The sequence below is a fragment of the Actinophytocola sp. genome (assembly GCF_036402745.1).
In the GTDB taxonomy this organism is placed as follows: Bacteria; Actinomycetota; Actinomycetes; order Mycobacteriales; family Pseudonocardiaceae; genus Actinophytocola.
Genome location: NZ_DASWSJ010000161.1, coordinates 46,978 through 68,597, shown reverse-complemented (window position 1 = coordinate 68,597; position 21,620 = coordinate 46,978). Strand labels below are relative to the sequence as shown.

Sequence of the window (21,620 nt, the reverse complement as noted above, 5' to 3'; positions counted from 1 at the left end):
CGGTGCGGGAGGCGGTGACGGCGGACGGCCCGCGGCTGCCCGCGGCGCTCAAGGCCGAGCTGGTTCGGCTGTGCCGCGCCGCCGTGCTCAACGCGCTCGTCGGCGCTCCGCTCGACTCGATCGTTCCCCCCGCCGACCTCGTTCGCTTGTTCGTCCACACCGTGGAGCCGCCGGGGCACCGTGCCTTCGATGTGGTGGACCTCTACGACGAGCCGCGGCCCGGAGAGCTGCACATCCCGGATCACCGCGAAGGGCCGGCTGCTCCTGAGCAGCCGGCCCCCGCGGACCCCGGCGACCGGCGACGGGGACCAGGATCGTCGTTCTAGTTGGCCTCGCCGGTGAGGGCGAAGGAGCGGAGCTTCGCGGTGGCGCCGACCGTTCCGGCGATGATGAAGACGATCGCCACCACCACCGACGTGGTCAGCGACACCGACGAGCTCAGCATCGGGCTGTCGGCGATGGCGTCGGCGATCGCGGTGGCGTGTTGCTGGACGCTGAACACCCGTGCCCCGCTCACGAAGTTCACCAGCAGGTTCTCCCACAGCATGATGTAGACCAAGCCGACCGCCACCGGGCGCTTGGTCAGCAGGCTCAGGGCCAGGAACAGCGCGGTGTAGGCCAGCGAGCCCACCGCCGCGCCGACCACCAGGCCGATCGCCAGGGCGGACGAGCCGGCGATCAGCGCGCCGATCGCGAGGGGGACGGCGGTCGCGACCGTGGTCACCGTCCAGGCCACGAACAGCTTCGACAGCACGATCTCGCTGCGCGGCAACGGCTTGGTGAGCAGGTGGGTGATGGTGCCGTCGTCGATCTCCAGGCCCAGCACGCTGCTGCCGACGATCAGCGCCGTCAGCGGCAGGATCACGCTCAGGCCCAGCGTGGCGAACACCGGCGGGCCCCAGTCGGCGGCGTCGACGCCGGAGTAGACACCGAGCAGGGTGAGGCCGATGAGCACCAGCGGCATCGGCAGGAGCATCAGGACCCGCCGCCGCCCCAGCAGGGCGCGCGCGGTCAAACCCATGATCGTCGTGTTCATCAGGTTGCCACCAGGTAGGAGAAGACCTTCTCGAGGGACTCGTCGGCCGGCAGGATGCCCGTCAGCCGGATGTCGGACGCCTTGGCGAGCTTGGCCACCGCCCGGGTGAACGTGCCGTAGTCCGACGCGTGCACCTGCAGGGCGCCGTCCGTGACCGACACGCCGGAGACCGACTCCTGTCCCATGAGGACGGTCGCCAGCCGGCGGTCGTCGGAGGACTGGATGGTGAACACGTGCGGGCGGGTGGTCATCAGCCGGCGGATGTGCCGGTAGTCGCCCGACGCGGCCAGCCGGCCGGCCACGATGACCTGCACCGTGCCGGACAGCTCCTCGACCTCCTCGAGGATGTGCGAGCTGAACAGGATGGTCCGGCCCTCCTCCTCGGCCATCCGGTGCAGCAGCTCCATCATGTGCAGCCGCTGCCGGGGGTCCATGCCGTTGAACGGCTCGTCGAGCAGCAGCACCCGCGGGTCGTGCACCAGCGCCGCCGCCACCCGGGTGCGCTGCCGCATCCCCTTGGAGTACGTGGAGATCCGGCGGTCCTGCGCGTCCTGCATCTCGACGATGCCCAGCGCCGTGCGGGCCGCGGCCTCGGGCGCGGGCAGCTTGTGCAGCTTCGCCGACGCGAGCACGAACTCCCACGCGGTGAGGAAGCCCGGCACGCTCTCCCGCTCGGTGACCAGGCCCAGCGTCCGGTACATCTCCGGGTTGCGCCACGCCGGGTCGCCGCCGACGAGCACGCTGCCCTGCGACGGCGCGAGCAGCCCCGCCATCAGGTGCAGCACTGTCGTCTTGCCGGCGCCGTTCGGGCCCAGCAGCCCGGTGAGCCCGGGCCCGACCGTGAGCGTCACGTCGTTGACGGCGACCACGTTGCCGTACCAGCGCGACACCGCGGACAGTTCGACCGAGGTCATGACTTCACCTTCCGATACCGCCACACCGTGCAGGCCGTGCCGACGAGCACCACCGCGAGCGACACGAGCCCGTACACCGGGCCGTAGTCGCCGATGTCGAACGTGCCGCCGTCGAACAGCCAGCGGTCGACGCCGTTGAGCAGGTTCACCGGGTTGATGAGGCCGGCGAGGTAGGCGCCGTCGCCGGAGCTGAACGCCATCGTCGCGCCGGACACCGGGGCCGTGAGCAGGAAGACGCCGATGATCATCCCCGAGGCGAACACGCGCCGCCCGGACAGCGCCGCGAGCGGCAGCGCGAGCGCGGCCAGCACGACGGCGTGGATGGCCGCGGCGAGGAAGCCCTCGAGCAGCCCGCCGGCCTCCGAGAACACCCCGGAGATCCCGTCGTTCGTGCTGAACGCCATGCCCAGGAACAGGATCACCATCGGCGCGCCGAGCATCACGAACGTGGCGGTGGCGAGCGCCGCGAGCTTGGTCAGCGCGTAGTCGGTGCGCCGCAGAGGCCGGGACAGGTACAGCGACAGCAGGTTGCTGCGCAGGTCCACCGACACCAGCTCGGGCGCCACGACCGCGACGAACACCGTTGCGGCGTAGGTGAACGTGGACGCGATGCCCACGTAGTCGATGACCTGCACGGGCAGCTGGGTGTTGATCACCACGAGCACGAGCGCGGCCATGCAGGCCAGCGACAGCAGCCCGATCGGGAGCACCTTGGCCCAGGCGCTGCGGCCCAGCCCGTAGGCGCCGCGCACGCTGTGCACGAACAGCGACCGGGACGCGTAGCCGCGGCCCAGCCGCGGTCCCTCGTAACGCTGGTAGCCGATGTCGTGGATGACACCGGTGGCACGGTCAGGCATAGCTGGCCTCCACGGCGGGCAGGTCCCGGAACAGGTCGGCGACCTGGTGGCGGTGCCGTTCCAGCCGGTGCAGCGACAGGTCGAGGTCGGCGACCGCGTCGCGGATCAGGTCGTAGGTCTCGTCCTCGCGGTCCACGGCGAGCCGCACCAGGAGCGCGCGCTTCTCGGCGCGGACGTCGAGGCCGGCGCGGGTGAGCAGCTCGGCCAGCCCGGTGGGGTCCTCGTCGATCTCGACCATCAGCAGGTCGCTCTGCTGGGTCATCGACGACAGCGACGCCGAGCGCAGCAGCCGTCCCGCGTCGATGGCGACCAGCGAGGTGCAGATCCGCTCGATCTCGCCGAGCAGGTGCGAGCACACCACCACCGAGATGCCGAACTCGGTGCCGATCCGCTGCACCAGGTCGAGCATCGCCCGCCGGCCCTCCGGGTCGAGGCCGTTGGTCGGCTCGTCGAGCAGCAGCAGCTCGGGGTCGTGCACGAGTGCCTGCGCGAGCTTGACCCGCTGCTTCATGCCCGTGGAGTAGCCGCCGATGCGCCGGTAGCGCTCCTCGTAGAGCCCGACGTGCCGCAGCGTCTCCGACGCGCGCTCGCGGGCCATCGCCGCGGGCAGCCCGCTGACCCTCGCCATGTGCGTGACGAACTCGGCGGCGATCACGTCGGGCGGCAGGCAGTCGTGCTCGGGCATGTACCCGACCCGGCCGCGTACCGCTTCCCCCTCGGCGATCGGGTCGAGCCCCAGCACCCGGATCTGCCCCCCGGTCGGCGCGAGGAGGCCCAGCGCGAGCTTGATGAGCGTGCTCTTGCCGGCGCCGTTCACCCCCACGAGCCCGACGATTCCGGGCTCGATGGCGACCGTCAGGTCCGCGAGCGCGGTGACCTTGTTGTCGTAACGCTTCTCCAGCGCCTTAGTCTCGATGAGTACCACGTCTGAACACTATGGGTGGGGGCTGACGCCGGCATCAGGCCGGTACCCTGATTTCTCCCTTAGGGGCCTCGATCTTTGGCAGGGTGGGGGCATGCGGATCAGCCTGAACGTCACCAACTACTCCTGGCCCTCGCGGATCGGCACCAACGTGGGAGCGGTGGCCAGCGCCGCGGACGAGGCCGGCGTCGACACCCTCTGGGTCTCCGACCACCTGCTGCAGGCCGACCCCACCAGCTCGCCCGAGAAGGAGATGCTCGAGGCGTACACGACCCTGGGCTTCCTCGCCGCGTCCACCCAGCGGGTGCGGCTGGGCACCATGGTCACCGCCGCGACCTACCGGGCGCCCGCGTTGCTGATCAAGGCCGTCACCACGGTCGACGTGCTCTCCGGTGGCCGGGCGTGGCTCGGGATCGGCAGCGGCTACCACGAGAAGGAGGCCGAGTCGTTCGGCCTCGACCTGCCGGAGTCGAAGTCCGAACGGTTCGCGCGGCTCGAGGAGACCCTGCGGCTGGCCCGGCACATGTGGGCCGGCGACGACAACCCGTTCGTGGGGTCGCACTACAAGCTGGGCTGGCCGGTCAACAACCCGAACTCGGTGACCCGCCCGCATCCGCCGATCCTCATCGGCGGCATGGGGGAGAAGAAGACGCTGCGGCTCGTCGCGCAGTACGCCAACGCGTGCAACCTTCCGGACATTCCGGACGGCGGGGCCACGGTGAAGCGCAAGCTCGACGTGCTGGCCCAGCATTGCGAGACGGTCGGCCGCTCGTACGACGAGATCGAGAAGACGCTGAGCACCCGCTGGCTGCCGGACGAGCCCGCGGCCGACTTCGTCCAGCGGTGCCGGGGCTATGCGGAGTGGGGGATCGGCCACGTCGTGCTCATCACGAGCGGGCCGTGGACGCCCGAGTCGGTGACCACGCTGGGCGGGGCGATCGCGGCGCTCTGACTCGCGCTCTCCGACTTGCGCTGGAGTGCGCTCCAGCTCCTAGGCTTTCGGGGTGCACCTTGGAATTCACGTCATCGCGTTCACCGTTCCCGACGGCACTCCCGGCATAGCGCCCGAACTGGCCAGAGTGGGGCAGGCGGTCGAGGCCGCCGGCGTGACCCACCTGTCGGTCATGGACCACTACTTCCAGATGGAGCAGTTCCGGCCCGCCACCGATCCCATGCTGGAGGGCTACACCACGCTGGGCTACCTGGCCGCGCACACGTCGACCACCCGGCTGGGCCTGCTCGTCACCGGCGTCACCTACCGCCACCCCGGCCTGCTCGCCAAGATCGTGTCCACTTTGGACGTTCTGTCCGGCGGCCGGGCCGAGCTGGGCATCGGTGCCGCCTGGTACGAGCGGGAGCACAAGGGCCTCGGCGTGCCCTACCCGCCGGTGGCCGAGCGGTTCGAGCGCCTCGAGGAGGCGCTGCGGATCTGCAAGCAGATGTGGGACCCCGAGAACAACGGTCCGTTCGAGGGCAAGCACTACCAGCTGGCCGAGACCCTGTGCTCGCCGCAGCCGCTCAGCGACCCGCTGCCCGTCCTCATCGGCGGCGGTGGGGAGAAGAAGACGCTGCGCCTGGTGGCCCAGTACGCCGACGCGTGCAACCTGTTCACCACGAGCGTCGCCGACGTGGCCCACAAGCTGGACGTCCTGCGCGGCCACTGCGACGCCGTGGGCCGCGACTACGACACGATCCAGAAGACGGTAGGCGTCCAGGCGCCGCCGACGGACGTCGACACGTTCGTGAAGGACATGGCGGAGTACCAGAAACTGGGCGTGGACACGGCGATCGTCATGCCTCCCGGGGACGCCCCGGCGGCGTGGATCGACAAGCTCGGCGCCCCGATCTCGGCCCGCCTGGCCGAGCTCTGATCAGGCGCGGTGGACGGGGACGTGCGCGCCGCTGATCGGCGACGCCTCGTCCCCCGACAGGAACAGGATCGTGCGGGCGATGTCGGCCGGGGCGACCCAGTCCTTGCGGTTCGCGTCCGGCATCGCGGCCCTGTTGGCCGGGGTGTCGATCGTGCCGGGGAGGACGGCGTTCACCCGGATGCCCGCCTTCGCGTACTCGAGGTCCAGCACGTCGACCAGCGCCAGCACGGCCGCCTTCGCCGTGACGTAGCCAGCCGCGCCGGCGAACGGGTGCAGGGCCGCCCTGCTGGACATGCACACGATCGACCCGCCGCCGGCCGCCATGAGGTGCGGCAGGGTCTGCTGGCAGGTGAGGTACGTGGGCCGCAGGTTCAGCCGCAGCTGGGACTCGAACTCCTCGACCGGCGTCTCGTGCACCCGCCCGCCCGCCGCGAACCCGCCGACGAGGTTGACCACGGCCCGCAGCGGGGCGTCCGGCGAGGACGCCGCGGTGGTGGCGCAGGCGCGGACCGACTCCTCGTCGAACAGGTCGGCCTCGACCAGCTCCAGCGCGGGGTGCGACGGCATCCGGGACAGCTCCCGCTCGGCGACCCACGGCACCACGACCCGCCAGCCCGCATCGAGGAACGCCGTGGTGACCGCGACGCCCAGCCCACCGGTGCCCCCGGTGACCAGCACCGACCGTCCCATCAGTCCTCCAGCAGCTTCGCGCGCAACCGGGCCACATCCTCCGCGCCGAAGCCGTGTTCGGCCAGCCAGCCGAGCGCCCCGCCGTGGTCGGCGTCGAGCCGGGCCAGGAAGCGCTCCATGGTCACCGCGCGCGGGCGGTGCTCCTCGGGCGGCAGCCGGTCGATGTCGTCGGCGTAGGTCGGCGACGAGCGCAGCCGGTCGAGGATCAGCCCGATCCGTTCGCCGGTGGCCGCGTAGTCGGCCACCACCAGGTCGCGCCGCACGCCGGCCACGGTCAGCGCCATCGCGACCACGACCCCCGTACGGTCCTTGCCGGCCGCGCAGTGCACGAGCGCGGCACCGGGCGCGCCGGCGATCGTGCGCAGCGCCTCGACGATGTTCTCCGGGCGATCCTCGAGGTAGCCGAGGTAGAACGACAGGAGCAGGTCGGTCGGGTCGCGCTCGACGGCCCGCCGCCGGTTCGTCGCGAGCGCCTCGCCGGCCGCGTCGGTCATGCCGAGGCTCTCCGGCTGCACCGACAGGTGCACGTGCTCCACGGCGGCCACCGCGGTGAGCGGGGCGGGCCCCTCGGACTTCAGCTCGTGGGTGCTGCGCAGGTCGACCACAGTGGTGAGGCCGAGCTCGTCGACCAGCCGGGCGACGTCGGCGGGGGAGAGGTCCTGCAGGTTGTCGGCGCGGAGCAGCCGCCCGGGCCGGGTCCGTCCACCGTCCTCGGTCGGGAGGGCGCCGAGGTCACGGGCGTTGACTGCGTTCTCCAGCTCGATCCAGGCCACGGGTTCATCTCACCAGATCGGGTGATCGGCGGTAGCGTCGGCCGCATGGGCCTGTTCAGCCGCCGCAAGGACACCCCGGTCGACTACCCCGCGCCCCGGCCCGGACCGCCGCCGGCCGACGGGTTCGAGCTCACCGTGGAGGACGTGTTCGTGATCACCGGGCGCGGCACGGTCGTCACCGGGCGGGTCACCTACGGCCAGATCGGCGTCGGCGGCGAGCTGGCGCTCACCCGCGGCAACGAGCCGGTGGCCACGACCACCGTCGCGGGCATCGAGCAGTTCCGGAAGAAGACCGACGTCGCGCGGTTGGGGGAGAACGTCGGCCTGGTGCTGGAGGGCCTGGCCCGCGAGGACGTCCGGCGGGGCGACGTCCTCAAGGCCTGATGGTTTGCCCGACTCACGGTGCGTGTGACACCTTGGCGGCGTGACGGTCGTGAGGTCTGCTAAAGACCAGCGGGTGGGCCGCCGGGTGCTGCTGATCGTGGGATTCCTGCTGATCGCGGCCAACCTGCGGGCGGCGCTGACCTCCGTGGGGCCGGTGCTGGACATGATCCGCCGGGACCTCGGCCTGACCGCCGGCGAGGCCGGGTTCATCGGGACGCTGCCGCTGCTCACCTTCGCCGCCGTCTCGCCGCAGGTGCCGCGGCTGGCCCGGCGGTTCGGCACCGACCGGATGCTCTGGGCGGCGATGGTCGCGCTCCTGGCCGGCATCGTCCTGCGCTCGCTGCCGGTGACCGGGCTGCTGTGGGTGGGCACCGTGCTGCTCGGCGCGGCGATCGCGGTCGGCAACGTGCTGATCCCGAGCATGATCAAGCGCGACTTCCCCGACCACATCGGCGCGGCCACCGGCGTCTACACCGCGGTGATCGGCGTGATCGCGTCCACCGCGGCCGGCATCGCGGTCCCGCTGGCAGGCGTGCTGCCCGGCGGCTGGCGCGCCGCGCTCGGCTGCTGGGCAGGGCTCGCGCTGGTCGCGATCGCGGTGTGGGCGCCGCAGTTGCGCCGCTCGGGCATGCCCGAGCCGGAGACCCTCAAGCCGAGGGCTCCGTGGCGCTCGCCGCTCGCGTGGGAGGTCTCGGCGTTCATGGCGCTGTCCGCGTGCGGCTTCTACACGATGCTCGCGTGGTTCCCGTCGATCGTGGTGAGCACCGGCACGAGCGAGGACTACGCGGGCTGGATGCTGTTCGTCTACCAGATCGTCGGCGTGGTCATGAGCATCGTCGTGCCACTGCTGCTCACCCGGCTGCCCGACCAGCGGCTGATCGCGGCGGGCGGCTCGCTCCTCGCGATGCTCGGCTACCTCGGCCTGCTGTTCGCGCCCGACCTCGCGGTGGTGTGGGCGCTCGTCACCGGCATCGGCGCGGGCACGCTGTTCTTCCTGGCGCTCGCGTTCTTCAGCCTGCGTGCGGCCGACCCGCGCTCGTCCGCGTCGCTGTCCGGGATGGGCCAGTCGATCGGCTACCTGTTCGCCGCGACCGGGCCGGTGGCGATCGGCGCGCTGCACGACGCGACCGGCGGGTGGACGGTGCCACTGGCCGTGCTCGTCGGCGTGGCGGCCGTGCACACTGTCGTCGGGCTGCGCGCCGGCCGGGACGCGCACGTCGGAGTGTGAGAGGAGCGTCGATGCGCCTGCTGGTGGTCGGAGGCTGCGGTCTGGTCGGCTCGATGGTGCTGCCGCACCTCGCCGCCACGCACGGGATCCGGGTGCTCGACCTCGCCGAGCCGGCCGCGCCGGTGTCCGGTGTGGACTATCACGCCGGCGACCTGCACGACGTCGACCTGGTCGCCACGCTCGCCGCGGGCGTCGACTCGCTGGTGTTCATGGCGATGGGGCCCGCCGCCGACTGGGGGAGCCCGGCCAACGCGCGCGCCCACCTCGACGTGGCCGTGCCCGGCCTGTACGCCACGCTCACCGGCGTGCACCGGGCCGGCGTCCGGCACCTGGTCTACACGAGCAGCATGTCGGTCTACCGCTACCCGCTGGAGGGCATCGAGCCCGCGCCGGGGGAGCGGCGCGTGGACGACGGCCGGCTCGGCCACTACCCCGACGAGTCCGTGCCGCCCGACGGCGACGACTTCTACGGGCTCGCCAAGAGGCTGGGCGAGGAGGTCTGCCGCACCGCGACCGTCGCGAGGGGCATGGACGCGATCTGCCTGCGGCTCTGCTTCCCCACCGCCGACGACAGCTGGCCCAAGGACGGGACCGCGATGCAGCGCGCGATCTCGACCTCCGCCCGCGACGTCGCCGCCGCGATCGAGGCCGCGCTCGCCCGGCGGGGCACGGGGTTCGACGTGTACTCGATCAGCGGCGACGGCGACGAGCGGACGATGAGCCTGGCCAAGGCGAAGCGGGAGCTGGGCTGGGCGCCGCGGGACAACACCGCCACGGCATGACGGTCGTCCCCGGCCTGGTGTCGGTCACCTTCCGGCGGCTCGGCGTCGCGGACATCGTCCCGCTCGTCGCGCGGGCCGGCCTGCGGGCGATCGAGTGGGGCGGTGACGTGCACGTGCCCGATGCGGCCGCCGCCCGCGACGCGGCCGCACGCTGTGCGGACGCGGGCGTCGGGATCGCCGCGTACGGGTCCTACTACCGCTGCGACGGCTCCGGGTTCGACGACGTGCTGCGTACCGTGGTCGCGCTCGGGGCGCCGCGGGTCCGGGTCTGGGCCGGCCGCCGCGGCTCGGCGGTCGAGCCGGACCGGGCCGCGGTGGTCGCCGACCTGGCGCGGGTCGCGGCGCTGGCCGCCGGCGAGGGCGTCGAGGTGTGCGTGGAGTACCACGCGAACACGCTCACCGACACCCTGGGGTCCACTGTGGACCTGCTGGCCGCGGTGCCGGCGGTGCGGCCGTACTGGCAGCCGCCGATCGGGGACCGGCCCGCGTCGGCGCTGGCCGCCGTGGAGGCGCTGGCCCCGGTCACCGCCCACGTCTTCACCTGGGACGACACCGGTGCGCGGCGTCGGCTGGCCGCGGGCGAGGCGTTGTGGCGCCCGGTCCTGGCCGCGCTGCCGGCCGACGGCCACGCGCTGCTGGAGTTCGTCCGCGACGACGACCCGGCCGCCTTCGCCGAGGACGCGGCCACCCTGCTCGGCTGGCTCAGCGCAGGGCCGCCGGCAGGCCGACCAGCCGGGCGCTCTCGTCCCACAGCCGGTCGCAGCGGGTGACGTCGGTCGTGTGCGGGGCGGTCGGGACCTCCTTGCGCCGCACGAAGTACCCGCCCGTCACCCCCGCCACCTCGGGCGCGGTGGCGAGCCAGGCCGGGTTGTCGGCGCCGTAGTCGACGCCGGGCACGAACGGGTTGAGCAGGCTCGTGAACACCTTGAGCCCGCCCGAGGCGTGCCGGCCGAGCCCCGTCTGCCTGACGATGCCCGGATGCCCGCCGTTGACCGTGATCCGGGTGCCGGCGAGCCTGCGGGCCAGCGCGTAGCCGAACATCGCGTTCATGTTCTTCGTGCGGCCGTAGGCGGCGAACGGCCGGAAGCTCGGCAGCGGGCCGAGCGTGCGCTCGTTACGCATCCGCAGGTCGTCGAGGTCCACCGGCACCCGGGCCAGCGCCCGCGGCGCCGCGCCCACGATGACGAACCGGGCCGGCCCGGCGCCGATCCGCTCGGCCAGCGTGCGCAGCAGCAGGTACGGCGCGAGGTGGTTGGTGGCGAGCGTGAGCGGCAGGCCCTCGGCGGTCACCCTGTCGAGCGGCGCGACCACGGCGGCGTTGCTGATCGCCACGTCGGGCAGCGGGTCGAGCCGGGTCGCGAGGTCGCGGACGTCGGCCATCAGCGACAGGTCCGCGGTCTCCCCGTGCAGGTCCGCGCCGGGCACGGCCGCCGCGATGCGCCGCCGCGCCGCGTCGGTCCGCTCGCTGCTCCGTCCGATGAGCACGACCGAGTGACCCGCGGCCGCGAGCCGCCGGGCGATCGCCTCCCCGATGCCGCCTGTCGCCCCGGTGACCACCGCGCGCATGTGCCTCTCCTCCCGTGGTTGACACCGTCAACCTAGCGCGTCGGGTTGACAGCGTCAACCACGGTTACGATGGCGCGATGGGAACCCGGGAGGCGCTGGTCGACGCGGCCACCGCGCTGCTCGACGAGGGCGGGGTGGCGGCGGTGACGCTGCGCGAGGTCGGCCGGCAGGTCGGCGTGTCGCACAACGCCCCGTACAAGCATTTCGCCAGCAAGGAGCAACTGCTGGCCGCGGTGGCCGCCGCCGAGCTGGAGCGTCGCGGTGCCGAGCTGGTGGCCACCGCCAAGCGCAGGCGGTCCCCGGAGGCCGTGCTGCGCGCGACGCTGCACCACTACATCTCCTGGGCGCTCGACCGGCCGGCCCGGTTCCGGCTGGTGTTCGGCCAGTGGAACGTCGAGTCCGAGGAGCTGACCAAGGCGGCGCACGCGGCGCAGACCGGGCTCGTCGACCTCGTCGCCGCCACCCAGTCCGCGGGTGCGCTGCCGGCCGGCGACCCGGTGCGGCTGGCGTCGCTGCTGCGCGCGACCGCGCACGGGGCGGCCGACCTCGCCGCCGCCGGGCACCTCGCCGAGGGCGGGAAGGGCAACGCGAGCCCCGAGCAGCTCGTCGACGACCTGCTGGCGTACCTGAGCGAGAGAGGGTGAGCGGATGGTGGACGAGCTGCGTGCCGCCGGCGTGACGATGGTCGAGCTGTCCTTTGTGGACAACGCGGGCATCACGCGGGTGAAGACCGTGCCGCTCGAGCGGCTGGCGGCCGTGGCGGCCACGGGGGTCGGCGCGTCACCGTGCTTCGAGGCGTTCGGCTCGGACGACGTCATGGTCGCGGGCGAGTACCTCGGCGGCCCGGACGGCGACCTGCGGCTGGTGCCCGACCTGGCGCGGGCGGTGGCGCTGTCCGCGCTGCCGGGGTGGGCGTGGGCGCCGGCGAACAAGCTCACCAAGTCCGGCGAGCCGTTCGTCGCGTGCCAGCGGGCCTTCGCCGATCGGCAGGTGGCGGCCGCCACGCGCCAGGGGCTCACGCTGCGGATGGCGTTCGAGCACGAGTGGATCCTCGGCCGGGCGGACGCCGACGGGTTCGTGCCGGCGTTCGACGGGCCGGCGTACGGGCAGATCCGGCTGGAGCAGGTGGCCGCGTACGCCGCCGACCTCGTCGAGGACCTGCGGGCGCAGGGGCTCGTGGTGGAGCAGTTCCACCCGGAGTACGCGCAGGCGCAGCTGGAGGTGTCGGTGGCGCCGCGCGACCCGGTCGGCGCCGCCGACGACGCCGTGCTGGTCCGGCACACCGTGCGGTCGCGGAGCCTCGCGCACGGCTGGCGGGCGTCGTTCGCGCCCAGCGTCGACCCCGACGGCGCGGGGTCGGGCGGCCACCTGCACCTGTCCGTCCACGACGCATCGGGGAACCTGCTCGCCGCCCGGCGCCCGGCCGGCGACAGTTTCCTCGCGGGTGTGCTGCGGGAGCTGCCGGCGCTGGTGGCGATCGGGGCGGGGCACCCGGCGAGCTTCCTGCGGCTGCAGCCGTCCCGGTGGGCGGGCATCTGGCAGTGCTGGGGCGAGGAGACGCGGGAGACCGCGCTGCGCATGATCGCGGGGAGCGAGGAGTCGGCGAACGCGGAGCTGAAGTGCTTCGACGCGACGGCCAACCCGTACCTGCTGGTGGGCTGCGTGGTGGCGGCGGGCCTGGCCGGCGTGGCCGGGGACCTGCGCCTCCCGGACCCGGTGACCGGCGACCCGGCCCTGCTCTCGGAGGCCGCACGCGAGGCGGCCGGCATCGCGCGCCTGCCCACGTCGGCACTCGAGGCGGCCGACGCCCTGGCGGCCTCCACCGTGCTCGCCGACGCCCTGGGCCCGGAGCTGCACGACGCGATCCGTACCGTTCGCCGTGAGGAGGCCAAGCGCTGCGCCGGGCTGGACGCGCACGGTCTCTCGGCCGCCGTCCGCTGGCGCTGGTGACCGGACAGCGGCGGAGCGGACCATGAGCAGCAGACCATGAGCACAGTCACCGACGAGGTGCCGCTGATCGACCAGCACTGCCACGCGGTGCTGGGGCGGGACGTCGAGCCGGAGGAGTTCGCCGCCGGGCTCACCGAGGCGGCCGCGGCCGGCACCCGGGACCGGTGGCACTCCTCGCTGGGGCTCGCCGTGCGGCGGTGGTGCGCGCCGGTGCTCGACCTGCCCGCGCACGCCTCGCCCGAGGACTACCTGGAGCGCCGCGCCGAGCTCGGCTGGCAGGAGGTGACCGAGCGGCTGCTGCGGTCGGCCGGTGTCGAGCACTGGCTCGTCGACACCGGCTACGCGCCGTCGCCGGGGGTCGAGCCGGGGGAGGTGTGCGGCGCCGGGCACGAGGTGGTGCGCATCGAGCAGGTGGCGGAAACGCTTGCGCCGCGCGCGGGCTCACCCGCCGGGCTCCTCGACGGGTTCCGCGCGGAACTGCGGGAGCGGGCCGCGACGGCGGTGGCGCTCAAGACCGTCGTGGCCTACCGGTCCGGGCTCGACGTCCCCGGCGAGTGCCCGCCGGACCGGGACGCCGCGCTCGCGGCGCAGGGCTGGCTGCGCTCCGGCGACCCCCGGCTGACCGACCCGGTGCTGCACGCGTGGGTCGTGCACGAGGCGACCCGGGTCGGCGTCGAGCTGGGGCTGCCGCTGCAGTTCCACACCGGCTTCGGGGACGACGACCTGCACCTGCGGGAGGTCGACCCGCTGCTGCTGACCGACTTCCTCCGGTCCACACGCGACAGTGGGATCGCGGTGGTGCTGCTGCACTGCTGGCCGTTCCACCGCAATGCCGCCTACCTGGCGCACGTGTTCGACCACGTGTCCGTCGACATCGGACTCACGCTGCCGTTCGTCGGGGTGCGGGCGGACGACGTGCTCGCCGAGGCACTCGAGCTGGCGCCGTTCGACTCGGTGCTCTACTCCTCGGACGGCCACGCCCTGCCCGAGCTGCACCACCTCGGCGCCGTGCTGTGGCGGCACCACTTCGGCCGGCTGCTCGACAGCTGGCTGGCCGACGACGTGCTCGACGTCGACGCCGCCGAGCGGCTCGCGTTCGCCGTCGGCGCCGAGAACGCCGCCCGCCTGCACCCTCGGCTCAGGACCGGAAGGGCCCGGTGACCTCGTAGGTGATGCCGCCGCTGGACGAGCCGGACGTCCCGCGCTGCGAGGAGAAGTACAGCCGGTTGCCCGCCGGGGTGAACGCGGGGCCGGTGATCTCCGACCCGCTCTGCCCGGTGACCCGCAGGAACGGCGCGACGATGTCGTTCGGCGTGATGACGCAGATCTCCATGTTGCCGCCGTCCTCGGCGACGTAGAGGTCACCGGACGAGGAGCCGGTCACGTTGTCCACGCCGGTCAGCGGGGCCGTGCCGGGCGAGACCAGCGAGTCGTCGTAGGCCAGCTCGTACGTACTGGCGGCCAGGTTCAGCTGCCACACCCGGTTGTCGCCCTTGGTGGTGAACCACGCGGTGTCGTTGGCGTAGTGCAGCCCTTCGCCGCCGTTGAACCGCTTCGCGCCCGACACCTGGTTGCGGGTGGCGGTCGGGGAGCCGTCCGGGTCGGGCACCGTGCCCCAGGTGAAGCTGCCCGAGGTGGCGGTGCCGGCCCTGATGACCTGCAGCGTTCCCGAGGACAGGTCGCCCCACGTCGTCGGCAGGAACCGGTAGAGGCAGCCGTCGGGCACGTCCTCGGTCAGGTAGATGGCGCGGCGCACGGGGTCGGCGGCGGCCGCCTCGTGCTTGAACCGGCCCATCGCCGGGCGCTGCACCGCCGCGGCGCCCCACGGGTCGGTCTCGTACACGAAGCCGAGGTCGATCTCCTCGCAGGACAGCCACTTGTTCCACGGCATCGCGCCGCCCGCGCAGTTCAGCCTGGTGTTGGCCAGGATCCGGTAGGCGCCGGTGATGGTGGCGTCGGCGTCGAAGCGAAGCGCGCTCACGCCGCCGCCGGGGTTGATCTCCGAGTTGGACACGTAGATCCAGCCGCCGCCGTCGGCGAACACCGCACCGCCGTCCGGCGCGTTGTGCCAGGTGTAACCGGCGACCTGCTGGCCGGACCGGGCCACGACCCGGCTGGTGAACCCGGCCGGCAGCTGGATGCCGTTGGCGTTGGCCGGCTGTAGCGGGCCGTACGGACCGGGGCCGTTCTGTGCCGGCGCTGCCATCGCCGTGCGCGTGAGGGTGTTGCCGAACGCGGTCACTCCGGCGCCGATGGCGGCCGCCCGCAGGAAGTTCCGTCTCTGCACTTGTGCCTCCGCAGGGTGGTCACTCGCCTACGGTGTGTGGGCGAGTGACCGAAGTGTACGGTTTGCGCACCGCCAGCGGATGAACGTCAGCTGGCCGCTGCCTGGCCGCTCGCTCGACCGTGGCCGGGTCCCGCGGCAAGCGCCAGTGCCCAGGTCCTACCCTGACCCGCCCCTCGGCGAACGGGACCGGGCCGGCTCAGTCGCCCCAGACCTCGTCCGCTATCTCGACGATCAGCGCCAGCTTCGCCACCTGCTCGTCGTACGTGAGCGAGTTGCCGTCCACCGTCGAGGAGAAGCCGCACTGCGGGGACAGGCACAGCTGCTCCAGCGGGACGTACTTCGCGGCCTCGTCGATGCGGCGCTTGATCTCGTCCTTCGACTCCAGGGCGCCGCGCTTCGTCGTGATCAGGCCCAGCACCACCTGCTTGCCCGGCGGCACGAACCGCAGCGGCGCGAACGAGCCCGAGCGCGGGTCGTCGTACTCCAGGAAGAAGCCGTCCACCGCGAGGTCGGCGAACAGCGCCTCCGCCACGAAGTCGTAGCCTCCCTCGGCCGCCCAGGACGACTTGAAGTTGCCGCGGCACAGGTGCGTCGTCACCCGCAGGCCGTCGGGGCGGCCGGCCAGCGCGGTGTTGATCTGCTTGATGTAGCGCAGGTGCTGGTGCTCGGCGTCGTCGCCGCGGGCGGTCAGCTCCGCGCGCTGCGTCGGGTCGTTCAGGTACGCGAGGCTCGTGTCGTCCAGCTGCAGGTAGCGGCAGCCGAGCCGGGCCACCGCGGAAACCTGCCGCGCGTAGGCCTCGGACAGGTCCGCCCAGAACAGGTCCTCGTCCGGATAGACCGCCGGGTCCAGCGCCGCCGGGCCGCCGCGGTAGTGGACCATGCTCGGCGACGGGATCGTCAGCTTGGGGGTGACCGCGTCGCCCGTGAGGGACCGGAGGTAGGTGAAGTCATCGGCGAAGATGGTCTTCGCCAGCCGGACCGGACCGTCCACATGCAACGCCGCGGTGCTGAACTCGATCAGCCCGTCGGCGTTCTGGAACCGGACCTTGATCGACTCGTCGGACCGGCCGATGCCGCCGAGCTGGTAGATGAAGTCCATGTGCCACGACGTCCGCCGGAACTCCCCGTCGGTCGCCGAGCGCAGGCCCACCTCGGCCTGCATCGCCACCACGGACCGGATCGCCTCGTCCTCGGCGGCGCGCAGCTCCTCCGGCGAGATCCGCCCGGCGCCACGATCCTCCCGCGCCCGCAACAACGCGGGCGGCCGCAGCAGGCTGCCGACGTGGTCGGCACGGAACGGGGGAACGGTGTTGACGGTCATTGTGCTCCTTCCGGGAACGGCAGGCCGACGTAGTTCTCCGCGAACGAGGTCGCGGCGGCGGCCGAGCTGGTCAGGTACCGCAGCTGGGACAGTTGCAGGCGGCGGGTGAACGGGTCCGCGTCCGGGGCCCGGTGCAGCATCGAGGTCATCCACCACGAGAAGTGCTGTACCCGCCACACCCGCGCGAGACACGTGTCCGAATAGGACTCCAGGCCCGCGGCGTCGCCGTCGGCGAACCAGCGGGTCAGCGCCGACGCGAGCACCGCCACGTCGACGACGGCGAGGTTGAGGCCCTTCGCGCCCGTCGCCGGGACGATGTGGGCGGCGTCGCCGGCGAGGAACAGGCGCCGGTAACGCATCGGCTCCACCACGAAGCTCCGCAACGCGGTCACGGCCTTGTCCACGATCGGGCCGTCGGCCAGCTCGAACCCGCTCGTGCGGTCGAGCCGGGTGCGCAGCTCCGCCCAGACCCGCTCGTCGGGCCACGCCGACACCGAGGCGTCCGGCGACACCTGCAGGTACAGCCGGGTGAGCGTGGGGGAGCGCATGCTGTGCAAGGCGAAGCCCCGGTCGTGCGAGGCGTAGATCAGCTCCTCGGCCGACGGCGCCACCTCGGCCAGCACCCCGAGCCACGCGTACGGGTACTCGTACTCATACCTCGTCAGCCCGGCGGCGGCCGGGCGGCTCACCCCGTGGAAGCCGTCGCAACCGGCCACGAAGTCGCAGTGCAGCTCCTCGGTCCGTCCGTTGTGGACGTAGTGGACCACGGGCGAGTCCGTGTCGAGCCCGTCGATGCCCACCGCGGGCGCCTCGAACAGCAGCGGCCGCCCGGTGTCCAGCCGCGCGGCCACCAGGTCCGTCACCAGCTCGTGCTGGCCGTAGATCGTGAGCTCCCGGCCGGCCAGCTCGGTGAGCGGCACGTGGTGGCCGACGCCGTCGAACAGCAGCTCCAACCCGTGGTGTACCAGGCGTTCCCGGTGCAGCCGGTCGGCGAGGCCGGCCTTCGTCAGCAGGTCGACGCTGCCCTGCTCGAGCACGCCGGCCCGGATCCGCGCCTCGACGTAGGACCGCGTGTGCCGCTCGAGCACGACCGAGTCGATGCCGCGCAGGTGCAGCAGCTGCGCGAGCAGCAACCCGGCCGGGCCGGCGCCGACGATGGCTACCTGGGTGCGGGGCATCTAGAAAGGGTATTCCGGGATCTGGCCGCGCACGGTGATCCAGCGCGAGTCGGTGAACGCGTCGAGGTTGGCCGAGCCGCCGAACCGGGCGCCGGTGCCGGAGTCCAGCACGCCGCCGAACGGCGCGACCGCCTCGTCGTTCACCGTCTGGTCGTTGATGTGCACGATGCCCGTGGGGATCTGCTCGGCGAGCGCGAGGCCCCGCATCGCGTCGCCGGTGAGGATCGACAGCGACAGCCCGTAGTCGCTCGCGGCCGCGAGCCGCACCGCCTCCTCGGCGCTCGCGAACCGGACGACGGGTGCGACCGGGCCGAACACCTCGTTGGCGTAGGCCGGCATGTCGGTGCGCACGTCGTCGAGCACGGTCGGCCGGTAGAACAGGCCGTCGTAGGTGCCGCCGGCCACGAGCCGCGCCCCGGCGTCCACAGTGGACGTCACGAGCGCGTGCACCTTGTCCCGCTGGCCCGCGTCGATCAGCGGGCCGAGCGCGACCGGGCCGGTGGGGTCGCCGACGGGCAGCGCGTTCGCGTGCGCGGCCAGGGCCTCCACATAGGACTCCGCGATGCTCTCGTGCACGAGGTGCCGGCCGGTGGTCATGCAGATCTGGCCCTGGTGCAGGTAGGAGCCCCACGCGGCGGCGGACACCGCGCGGTCGACGTCCGCGTCCTCCAGCACGATCAGCGCCGAGTTGCCGCCGAGCTCCAGGTGCACCCGCTTGAGGTGCCGCGCGGCCAGCTCGGCCACCGCGCGGCCGGTCCGGCTGGACCCGGTGAACGACACGACGCGCACCCGGGGGTCGGCGACCAGCGCGGTGCCGGCCTCGGCGCCGCCGGGCAGCACGTGCAGCACACCCTCGGGCAGGCCGGCCTCGGCGAGCATCCGGGCGATCGCGAAGCCTCCGCTGACCGGCGTGCGCAGGTCGGGCTTGAGCACCACCGCGTTGCCGAGCGCGAGGGCCGGGGCGACCGAGCGGATCGACAGGATCAGCGGCACGTTGAACGGCGAGATCACGCCGACGACGCCGACCGGGACCCGGCGCAGCAGCGACAGCCGCGGCTCGGCGGTCGGCAGGATCTCGCCGGGAGACCTGGACGCGAGCGCCGCGGCCTCGTAGCACTCCTGCGCGGCGACGCCCACCGCGAACCTGGCGAGCCCGTCGACCGCGCCGGTCTCCCGGGTGACCCAGCCACGTAGCTCGTCGGCGTGCTCCTCGATGAGCGCGCCCGCGCGGCGCAGCACGGCGGCCCGGTCGGCGTAGCTCGCCGCGGCCCAGTCCCGCTGCGCGGCGGCCGCGGCCGTGCTCGCCTCGGTGACGTCCCGCACGTCCGCGACACCGGTGGTGCCCAGCACGTCGCCCGTGGCCGGCGCGACGATCGGCGCGCTGCCGCCGTGCGCGGCGACCCACCCTCCACTGTAGACACTTCCGGCGAAGGCGGCGGGGTCCAGGATGGTGGTCGTGGCGGTGGTCATCGCGGTGGTCATCGCGTCTTCCCTTCGAGCTTGGCCTTCTGGATCTGCGCGTACACCTGGCCACGCAGCTCGGTGAACCGGGCATCGCCGCGGGTGGTCAGCTGGTCGCGCTCGTCGGGCAGGTCGATGGCGAGGTCCTCGGCCACCCGGGTCGGCGACGCGGACAGCATGATCACCCGCTGGCCGAGGTACACCGCCTCGTCGATGTCGTGGGTGACGAACAGCAGGGTGACCCCGAGCCGCTGCCACACCGACCGGATCAGGTCCTCGAGGTCGGCGCGGGTCTGCGCGTCGACCGCGGCGAACGGCTCGTCCATCAGCAGCACCCGCGGCTGGTAGGCGACCGCGCGGGCGATCGCGACCCGCTGCTGCATGCCGCCGGACAGCTGCCACGGGTAGGCCTGGTGCGCGTCGCCGAGCCCGACCGCGTCGAGCGCCTCGTCCACGAGCTCGCGGCGCTTGCCCTTCGCCATGCCCGCGGCACGCAGCGGCAGGTCGACGTTGTCCGCGACCCGCAGCCACGGGAACAGGCTCCGGCCGTACTCCTGGAACACGACGGCGAGCCCATCCGGCGGGCCGGTGACCCGGTGGCCGGCGACCTCGACCTCGCCGCGGGTGGGCGGCAGCAGGCCGGCGATGCAGCGCAGCAGGGTGGTCTTGCCGCAGCCGGACGGACCGACGACGCAGACGAAGCTCCCCTCCTCGACGGAGAACGTCACCTCGCCGATGGCCTCGACCCGGCGACCGCGCGCGTCGTACACCTTCTGGAGCTCCTTGACGACCAGCATCATCGCTCCTTCTGTTGGGCCCGGCTGCCCTGGTACCAGCCGAGCACCCGGTGCTCGACGATCCCGAACAGCACCGACAGCAGCACGCCGAGCAGGCCGAGCAGGAGCACGCCGCTCCACATCTGCGGGATCTGGAAGCCGTCCTTGAACTGGATGACCGCGAAGCCGAGCCCGCTGCTCGCGGCGAACATCTCGCTGATGACCATGAGGATGATCCCGACCGACAGCGCCTGCCGCGCGCCGGTGACGATCTGCGGGCTCGCCGAGCGCAGCACGAGGTGCCACCAGCGCAGCCGGCCGCGGATCCGGTAGGTGCGGCACGTGTCGGCGAGGACCTGGTCGACCGCGCGCACGCCCTCGACCGCGTTGAGCAGGATCGGCCAGAGGCAGCCGGAGACGATGACGAGGATCTTCATCCCGTTGCCGATGCCCGCGATCAGCACGAGGATCGGGACCAGCACCGGCGGCGGCACCGCGCGCAGGAACTCCAGCAGCGGCTCGACGAGCGCCCGCAGCCACCGGCTCGACCCGATGGCCATCCCGAGCCCGATGCCGAGCACGAGCGCGGCCGCGTACCCGATGCCGAGCCGGGCGATGCTGGGCAGCACGTCGTCGTACATCCGCGCGCCGAACCAGGTGTCCGGGAAGACCTCGAGGATCGTGCGCAGCGGCGGGAAGTAGAAGTCGGTGCTGCTCGCGCTGGCGAACCACCACCCGACCACCAGGACGACCGGCAGCCCGATCGCGAGCCCGACCCGCCTGAGCACGGCGCTCACGCCGGCACCTCCGTCCGCATCGACGGGTGCCAGTGCAGGGCGCGGCGCTCGGCGGCGCGGGTCAGCAGGTTGGCGGCCACCCCGAACACGCCGGTCACCACGATCAGCGCGTACATCGCCGGCACCGCGCCACTCGCCCGCGCGGTCGCGATCTCCCGGCCCAGGCCCGGCGAGCCGACGACCAGCTCACCGGTGATCGTGAGGATCAGGGCCACGGTCGCGGCCAGCCGCACCCCCGTCACGACGTAGGGCAGCGCCGTCGGCCAGACCAGGTAGCGCACCCGCGCCCACCGGCCGAGCCGGTAGGACAGCGCCGTGTCGCGGGCGACCGGGTCGATGTCCGCGACCCCGTGCAGCACCTGGATGAGCACCTGCCAGAACGCGGCGTACACGACGAGCACGAGCGTCGAGCTGATCGTCGAGCCGTACAGCACCACCACGAGCGGGATCAGCGCGACCGACGGGATCGGCCGCAGGAACTCGATGGTGGACGACGTCGCCGCCCGCAGCAGGGGGATCGTGCCGATGAGGACGCCGAGCACCACCCCGAGCGCCACCGCGATGACCAGGCCGAGGAGCCACGTGCGGACCGTGTCCCAGACGGCGAGCCAGAACTGCCGCTCGTTGGCCTGGTCCGCGAGCGTGGCGAGGATCCGGCTGGTGGGCGGGGCGTACGTCGCGGACACCAGCCCGATCCGGGGTGCCAGCTCCAGCAGCAAACCGAAGCCGACCAACCCCGCCAACCCCAGCAGAACCTTCCGCACGGTGCTCATGGTTCGTTTCGCTCCGCCGCTAACACGCCGTCGTCCCTCCCGCGCTGCCCGCCG

The 21,620-nt window shown here is 73.0% G+C and carries 24 protein-coding genes; 10 read left to right on the top strand and 14 right to left on the bottom strand.

Translation table 11 applies throughout. From position 1 onward, the window contains the following. Positions 1 to 326, top strand: a 326-nt coding sequence (locus VGD70_RS16030; protein WP_331082256.1) for a hypothetical protein, incomplete at its 5' end; no start/stop codon positions are given. Here the strand turns inward: VGD70_RS16030 and VGD70_RS16025 are convergent. Genes VGD70_RS16025 through VGD70_RS16010 form a run of 4 tightly spaced genes read right to left on the bottom strand, consistent with a single transcriptional unit; the run spans position 323 to position 3,732 of the window. Continuing rightward, positions 323 to 1,036 carry an ABC transporter permease gene (locus VGD70_RS16025; RefSeq protein ID WP_331082255.1) on the bottom strand — a complete coding sequence of 238 codons (714 nt, stop codon included), beginning with the start codon at positions 1,034 to 1,036 and terminating at the stop codon, positions 323 to 325. The two genes, VGD70_RS16030 and VGD70_RS16025, sit on opposite strands and share 4 nt — an antisense overlap. After that, positions 1,036 to 1,950 (bottom strand): ABC transporter ATP-binding protein, encoded by a 915-nt coding sequence (locus tag VGD70_RS16020; protein ID WP_331082254.1) that lies wholly within the window; start codon positions 1,948 to 1,950, stop codon positions 1,036 to 1,038. Before VGD70_RS16020 ends, VGD70_RS16025 begins: the two co-directional genes overlap by 1 nt. Then, positions 1,947 to 2,807, bottom strand: coding sequence for a hypothetical protein (locus VGD70_RS16015; protein WP_331082253.1), 861 nt, complete (start codon positions 2,805 to 2,807; stop codon positions 1,947 to 1,949). Before VGD70_RS16015 ends, VGD70_RS16020 begins: the two co-directional genes overlap by 4 nt. After that, complete coding sequence (locus VGD70_RS16010; protein WP_331082252.1) at positions 2,800 to 3,732, bottom strand: ABC transporter ATP-binding protein; 933 nt, start codon at positions 3,730 to 3,732, stop codon at positions 2,800 to 2,802. Before VGD70_RS16010 ends, VGD70_RS16015 begins: the two co-directional genes overlap by 8 nt. Positions 3,733 to 3,823: 91 nt before the next feature. Between VGD70_RS16010 and VGD70_RS16005 the strand changes: the two genes are divergently transcribed. Together VGD70_RS16005 and VGD70_RS16000 are read left to right on the top strand one after the other, a co-directional pair. Then, positions 3,824 to 4,681: an LLM class F420-dependent oxidoreductase gene (locus VGD70_RS16005; protein WP_331082251.1), complete on the top strand. Its 858-nt coding sequence runs from the start codon at positions 3,824 to 3,826 to the stop codon at positions 4,679 to 4,681. Between the two features lie 52 nt (positions 4,682 to 4,733). Further along, entirely contained in the window at positions 4,734 to 5,600 is an 867-nt protein-coding gene (locus tag VGD70_RS16000) for an LLM class F420-dependent oxidoreductase (RefSeq protein ID WP_331082250.1), read from the top strand. Here VGD70_RS16000 and VGD70_RS15995 read toward each other — a convergent pair whose 3' ends face one another. Then, entirely contained in the window at positions 5,601 to 6,290 is a 690-nt protein-coding gene (locus VGD70_RS15995) for an SDR family NAD(P)-dependent oxidoreductase (RefSeq protein ID WP_331082249.1), read from the bottom strand. Continuing rightward, positions 6,290 to 7,063: a tyrosine-protein phosphatase gene (locus VGD70_RS15990; protein ID WP_331082248.1), complete on the bottom strand. Its 774-nt coding sequence runs from the start codon at positions 7,061 to 7,063 to the stop codon at positions 6,290 to 6,292. The genes VGD70_RS15995 and VGD70_RS15990 overlap by 1 nt, the downstream gene beginning before the upstream one ends. Positions 7,064 to 7,108: 45 nt before the next feature. On the opposite strand from VGD70_RS15990, the gene VGD70_RS15985 reads away from it, so the two are divergent. From VGD70_RS15985 to VGD70_RS15970, 4 genes are read left to right on the top strand one after another with little or no spacing between them, the layout of a single operon-like run. Further along, on the top strand, positions 7,109 to 7,447 hold the full coding sequence (locus tag VGD70_RS15985) for an EF-Tu/IF-2/RF-3 family GTPase (RefSeq protein ID WP_331082247.1): 339 nt from the start codon (positions 7,109 to 7,111) through the stop codon (positions 7,445 to 7,447). 49 nt (positions 7,448 to 7,496) lie between these two features. Further along, positions 7,497 to 8,675 (top strand): MFS transporter, encoded by a 1,179-nt coding sequence (locus tag VGD70_RS15980; RefSeq protein WP_331082246.1) that lies wholly within the window; start codon positions 7,497 to 7,499, stop codon positions 8,673 to 8,675. 11 nt (positions 8,676 to 8,686) lie between these two features. Next, entirely contained in the window at positions 8,687 to 9,457 is a 771-nt protein-coding gene (locus tag VGD70_RS15975; RefSeq protein WP_331082245.1) for an NAD(P)-dependent oxidoreductase, read from the top strand. Beyond that, positions 9,454 to 10,227 carry a sugar phosphate isomerase/epimerase family protein gene (locus VGD70_RS15970; RefSeq protein ID WP_331082244.1) on the top strand — a complete coding sequence of 258 codons (774 nt, stop codon included), beginning with the start codon at positions 9,454 to 9,456 and terminating at the stop codon, positions 10,225 to 10,227. Before VGD70_RS15975 ends, VGD70_RS15970 begins: the two co-directional genes overlap by 4 nt. Here VGD70_RS15970 and VGD70_RS15965 read toward each other — a convergent pair. Continuing rightward, on the bottom strand, positions 10,160 to 11,023 hold the full coding sequence (locus VGD70_RS15965; protein ID WP_331082243.1) for an SDR family NAD(P)-dependent oxidoreductase: 864 nt from the start codon (positions 11,021 to 11,023) through the stop codon (positions 10,160 to 10,162). The two genes, VGD70_RS15970 and VGD70_RS15965, sit on opposite strands and share 68 nt — an antisense overlap. 77 nt (positions 11,024 to 11,100) lie before the next feature. Between VGD70_RS15965 and VGD70_RS15960 the strand changes: the two genes are divergently transcribed. From VGD70_RS15960 to VGD70_RS15950, 3 genes are read left to right on the top strand one after another with little or no spacing between them, the layout of a single operon-like run. Beyond that, complete coding sequence (locus tag VGD70_RS15960; protein WP_331082242.1) at positions 11,101 to 11,667, top strand: TetR/AcrR family transcriptional regulator; 567 nt, start codon at positions 11,101 to 11,103, stop codon at positions 11,665 to 11,667. Positions 11,668 to 11,671: 4 nt separating this feature from the next. Then, positions 11,672 to 12,973: a glutamine synthetase family protein gene (locus VGD70_RS15955; RefSeq protein WP_331082241.1), complete on the top strand. Its 1,302-nt coding sequence runs from the start codon at positions 11,672 to 11,674 to the stop codon at positions 12,971 to 12,973. Positions 12,974 to 13,009: 36 nt separating this feature from the next. Beyond that, positions 13,010 to 14,134 carry an amidohydrolase family protein gene (locus VGD70_RS15950; RefSeq protein WP_331082240.1) on the top strand — a complete coding sequence of 375 codons (1,125 nt, stop codon included), beginning with the start codon at positions 13,010 to 13,012 and terminating at the stop codon, positions 14,132 to 14,134. On the opposite strand, the gene VGD70_RS15945 is transcribed toward VGD70_RS15950, so the two are convergent. The 7 genes from VGD70_RS15945 to VGD70_RS15915 all read right to left on the bottom strand — a co-directional run bounded on the left by VGD70_RS15945 (position 14,112) and on the right by VGD70_RS15915 (position 21,566). Further along, positions 14,112 to 15,260, bottom strand: coding sequence for an alkaline phosphatase PhoX (locus VGD70_RS15945; RefSeq protein ID WP_331082239.1), 1,149 nt, complete (start codon positions 15,258 to 15,260; stop codon positions 14,112 to 14,114). The two genes, VGD70_RS15950 and VGD70_RS15945, sit on opposite strands and share 23 nt — an antisense overlap. 196 nt (positions 15,261 to 15,456) lie before the next feature. Continuing rightward, positions 15,457 to 16,581, bottom strand: a complete 1,125-nt coding sequence (locus VGD70_RS15940; RefSeq protein ID WP_331082238.1) for a 5-methyltetrahydropteroyltriglutamate--homocysteine S-methyltransferase — start codon at positions 16,579 to 16,581, stop codon at positions 15,457 to 15,459. Beyond that, a complete protein-coding gene (locus VGD70_RS15935) occupies positions 16,578 to 17,759 on the bottom strand; it encodes a 4-hydroxybenzoate 3-monooxygenase (protein ID WP_331082237.1) in 1,182 nt (393 codons plus the stop codon). The genes VGD70_RS15940 and VGD70_RS15935 overlap by 4 nt, the downstream gene beginning before the upstream one ends. Then, on the bottom strand, positions 17,760 to 19,241 hold the full coding sequence (locus VGD70_RS15930; protein WP_414637975.1) for an aldehyde dehydrogenase family protein: 1,482 nt from the start codon (positions 19,239 to 19,241) through the stop codon (positions 17,760 to 17,762). Continuing rightward, positions 19,238 to 20,017, bottom strand: coding sequence for an ABC transporter ATP-binding protein (locus VGD70_RS15925; protein ID WP_331082236.1), 780 nt, complete (start codon positions 20,015 to 20,017; stop codon positions 19,238 to 19,240). The genes VGD70_RS15930 and VGD70_RS15925 overlap by 4 nt, the downstream gene beginning before the upstream one ends. Further along, a complete protein-coding gene (locus VGD70_RS15920; RefSeq protein WP_331082235.1) occupies positions 20,017 to 20,793 on the bottom strand; it encodes an ABC transporter permease in 777 nt (258 codons plus the stop codon). The genes VGD70_RS15925 and VGD70_RS15920 overlap by 1 nt, the downstream gene beginning before the upstream one ends. Next, the gene (locus tag VGD70_RS15915; RefSeq protein ID WP_414637974.1) at positions 20,790 to 21,566 is read right to left on the bottom strand and encodes an ABC transporter permease; all 777 of its coding nucleotides are present in this window, start codon (positions 21,564 to 21,566) and stop codon (positions 20,790 to 20,792) included. The genes VGD70_RS15920 and VGD70_RS15915 overlap by 4 nt, the downstream gene beginning before the upstream one ends. Positions 21,567 to 21,620 lie beyond the last annotated feature (54 nt).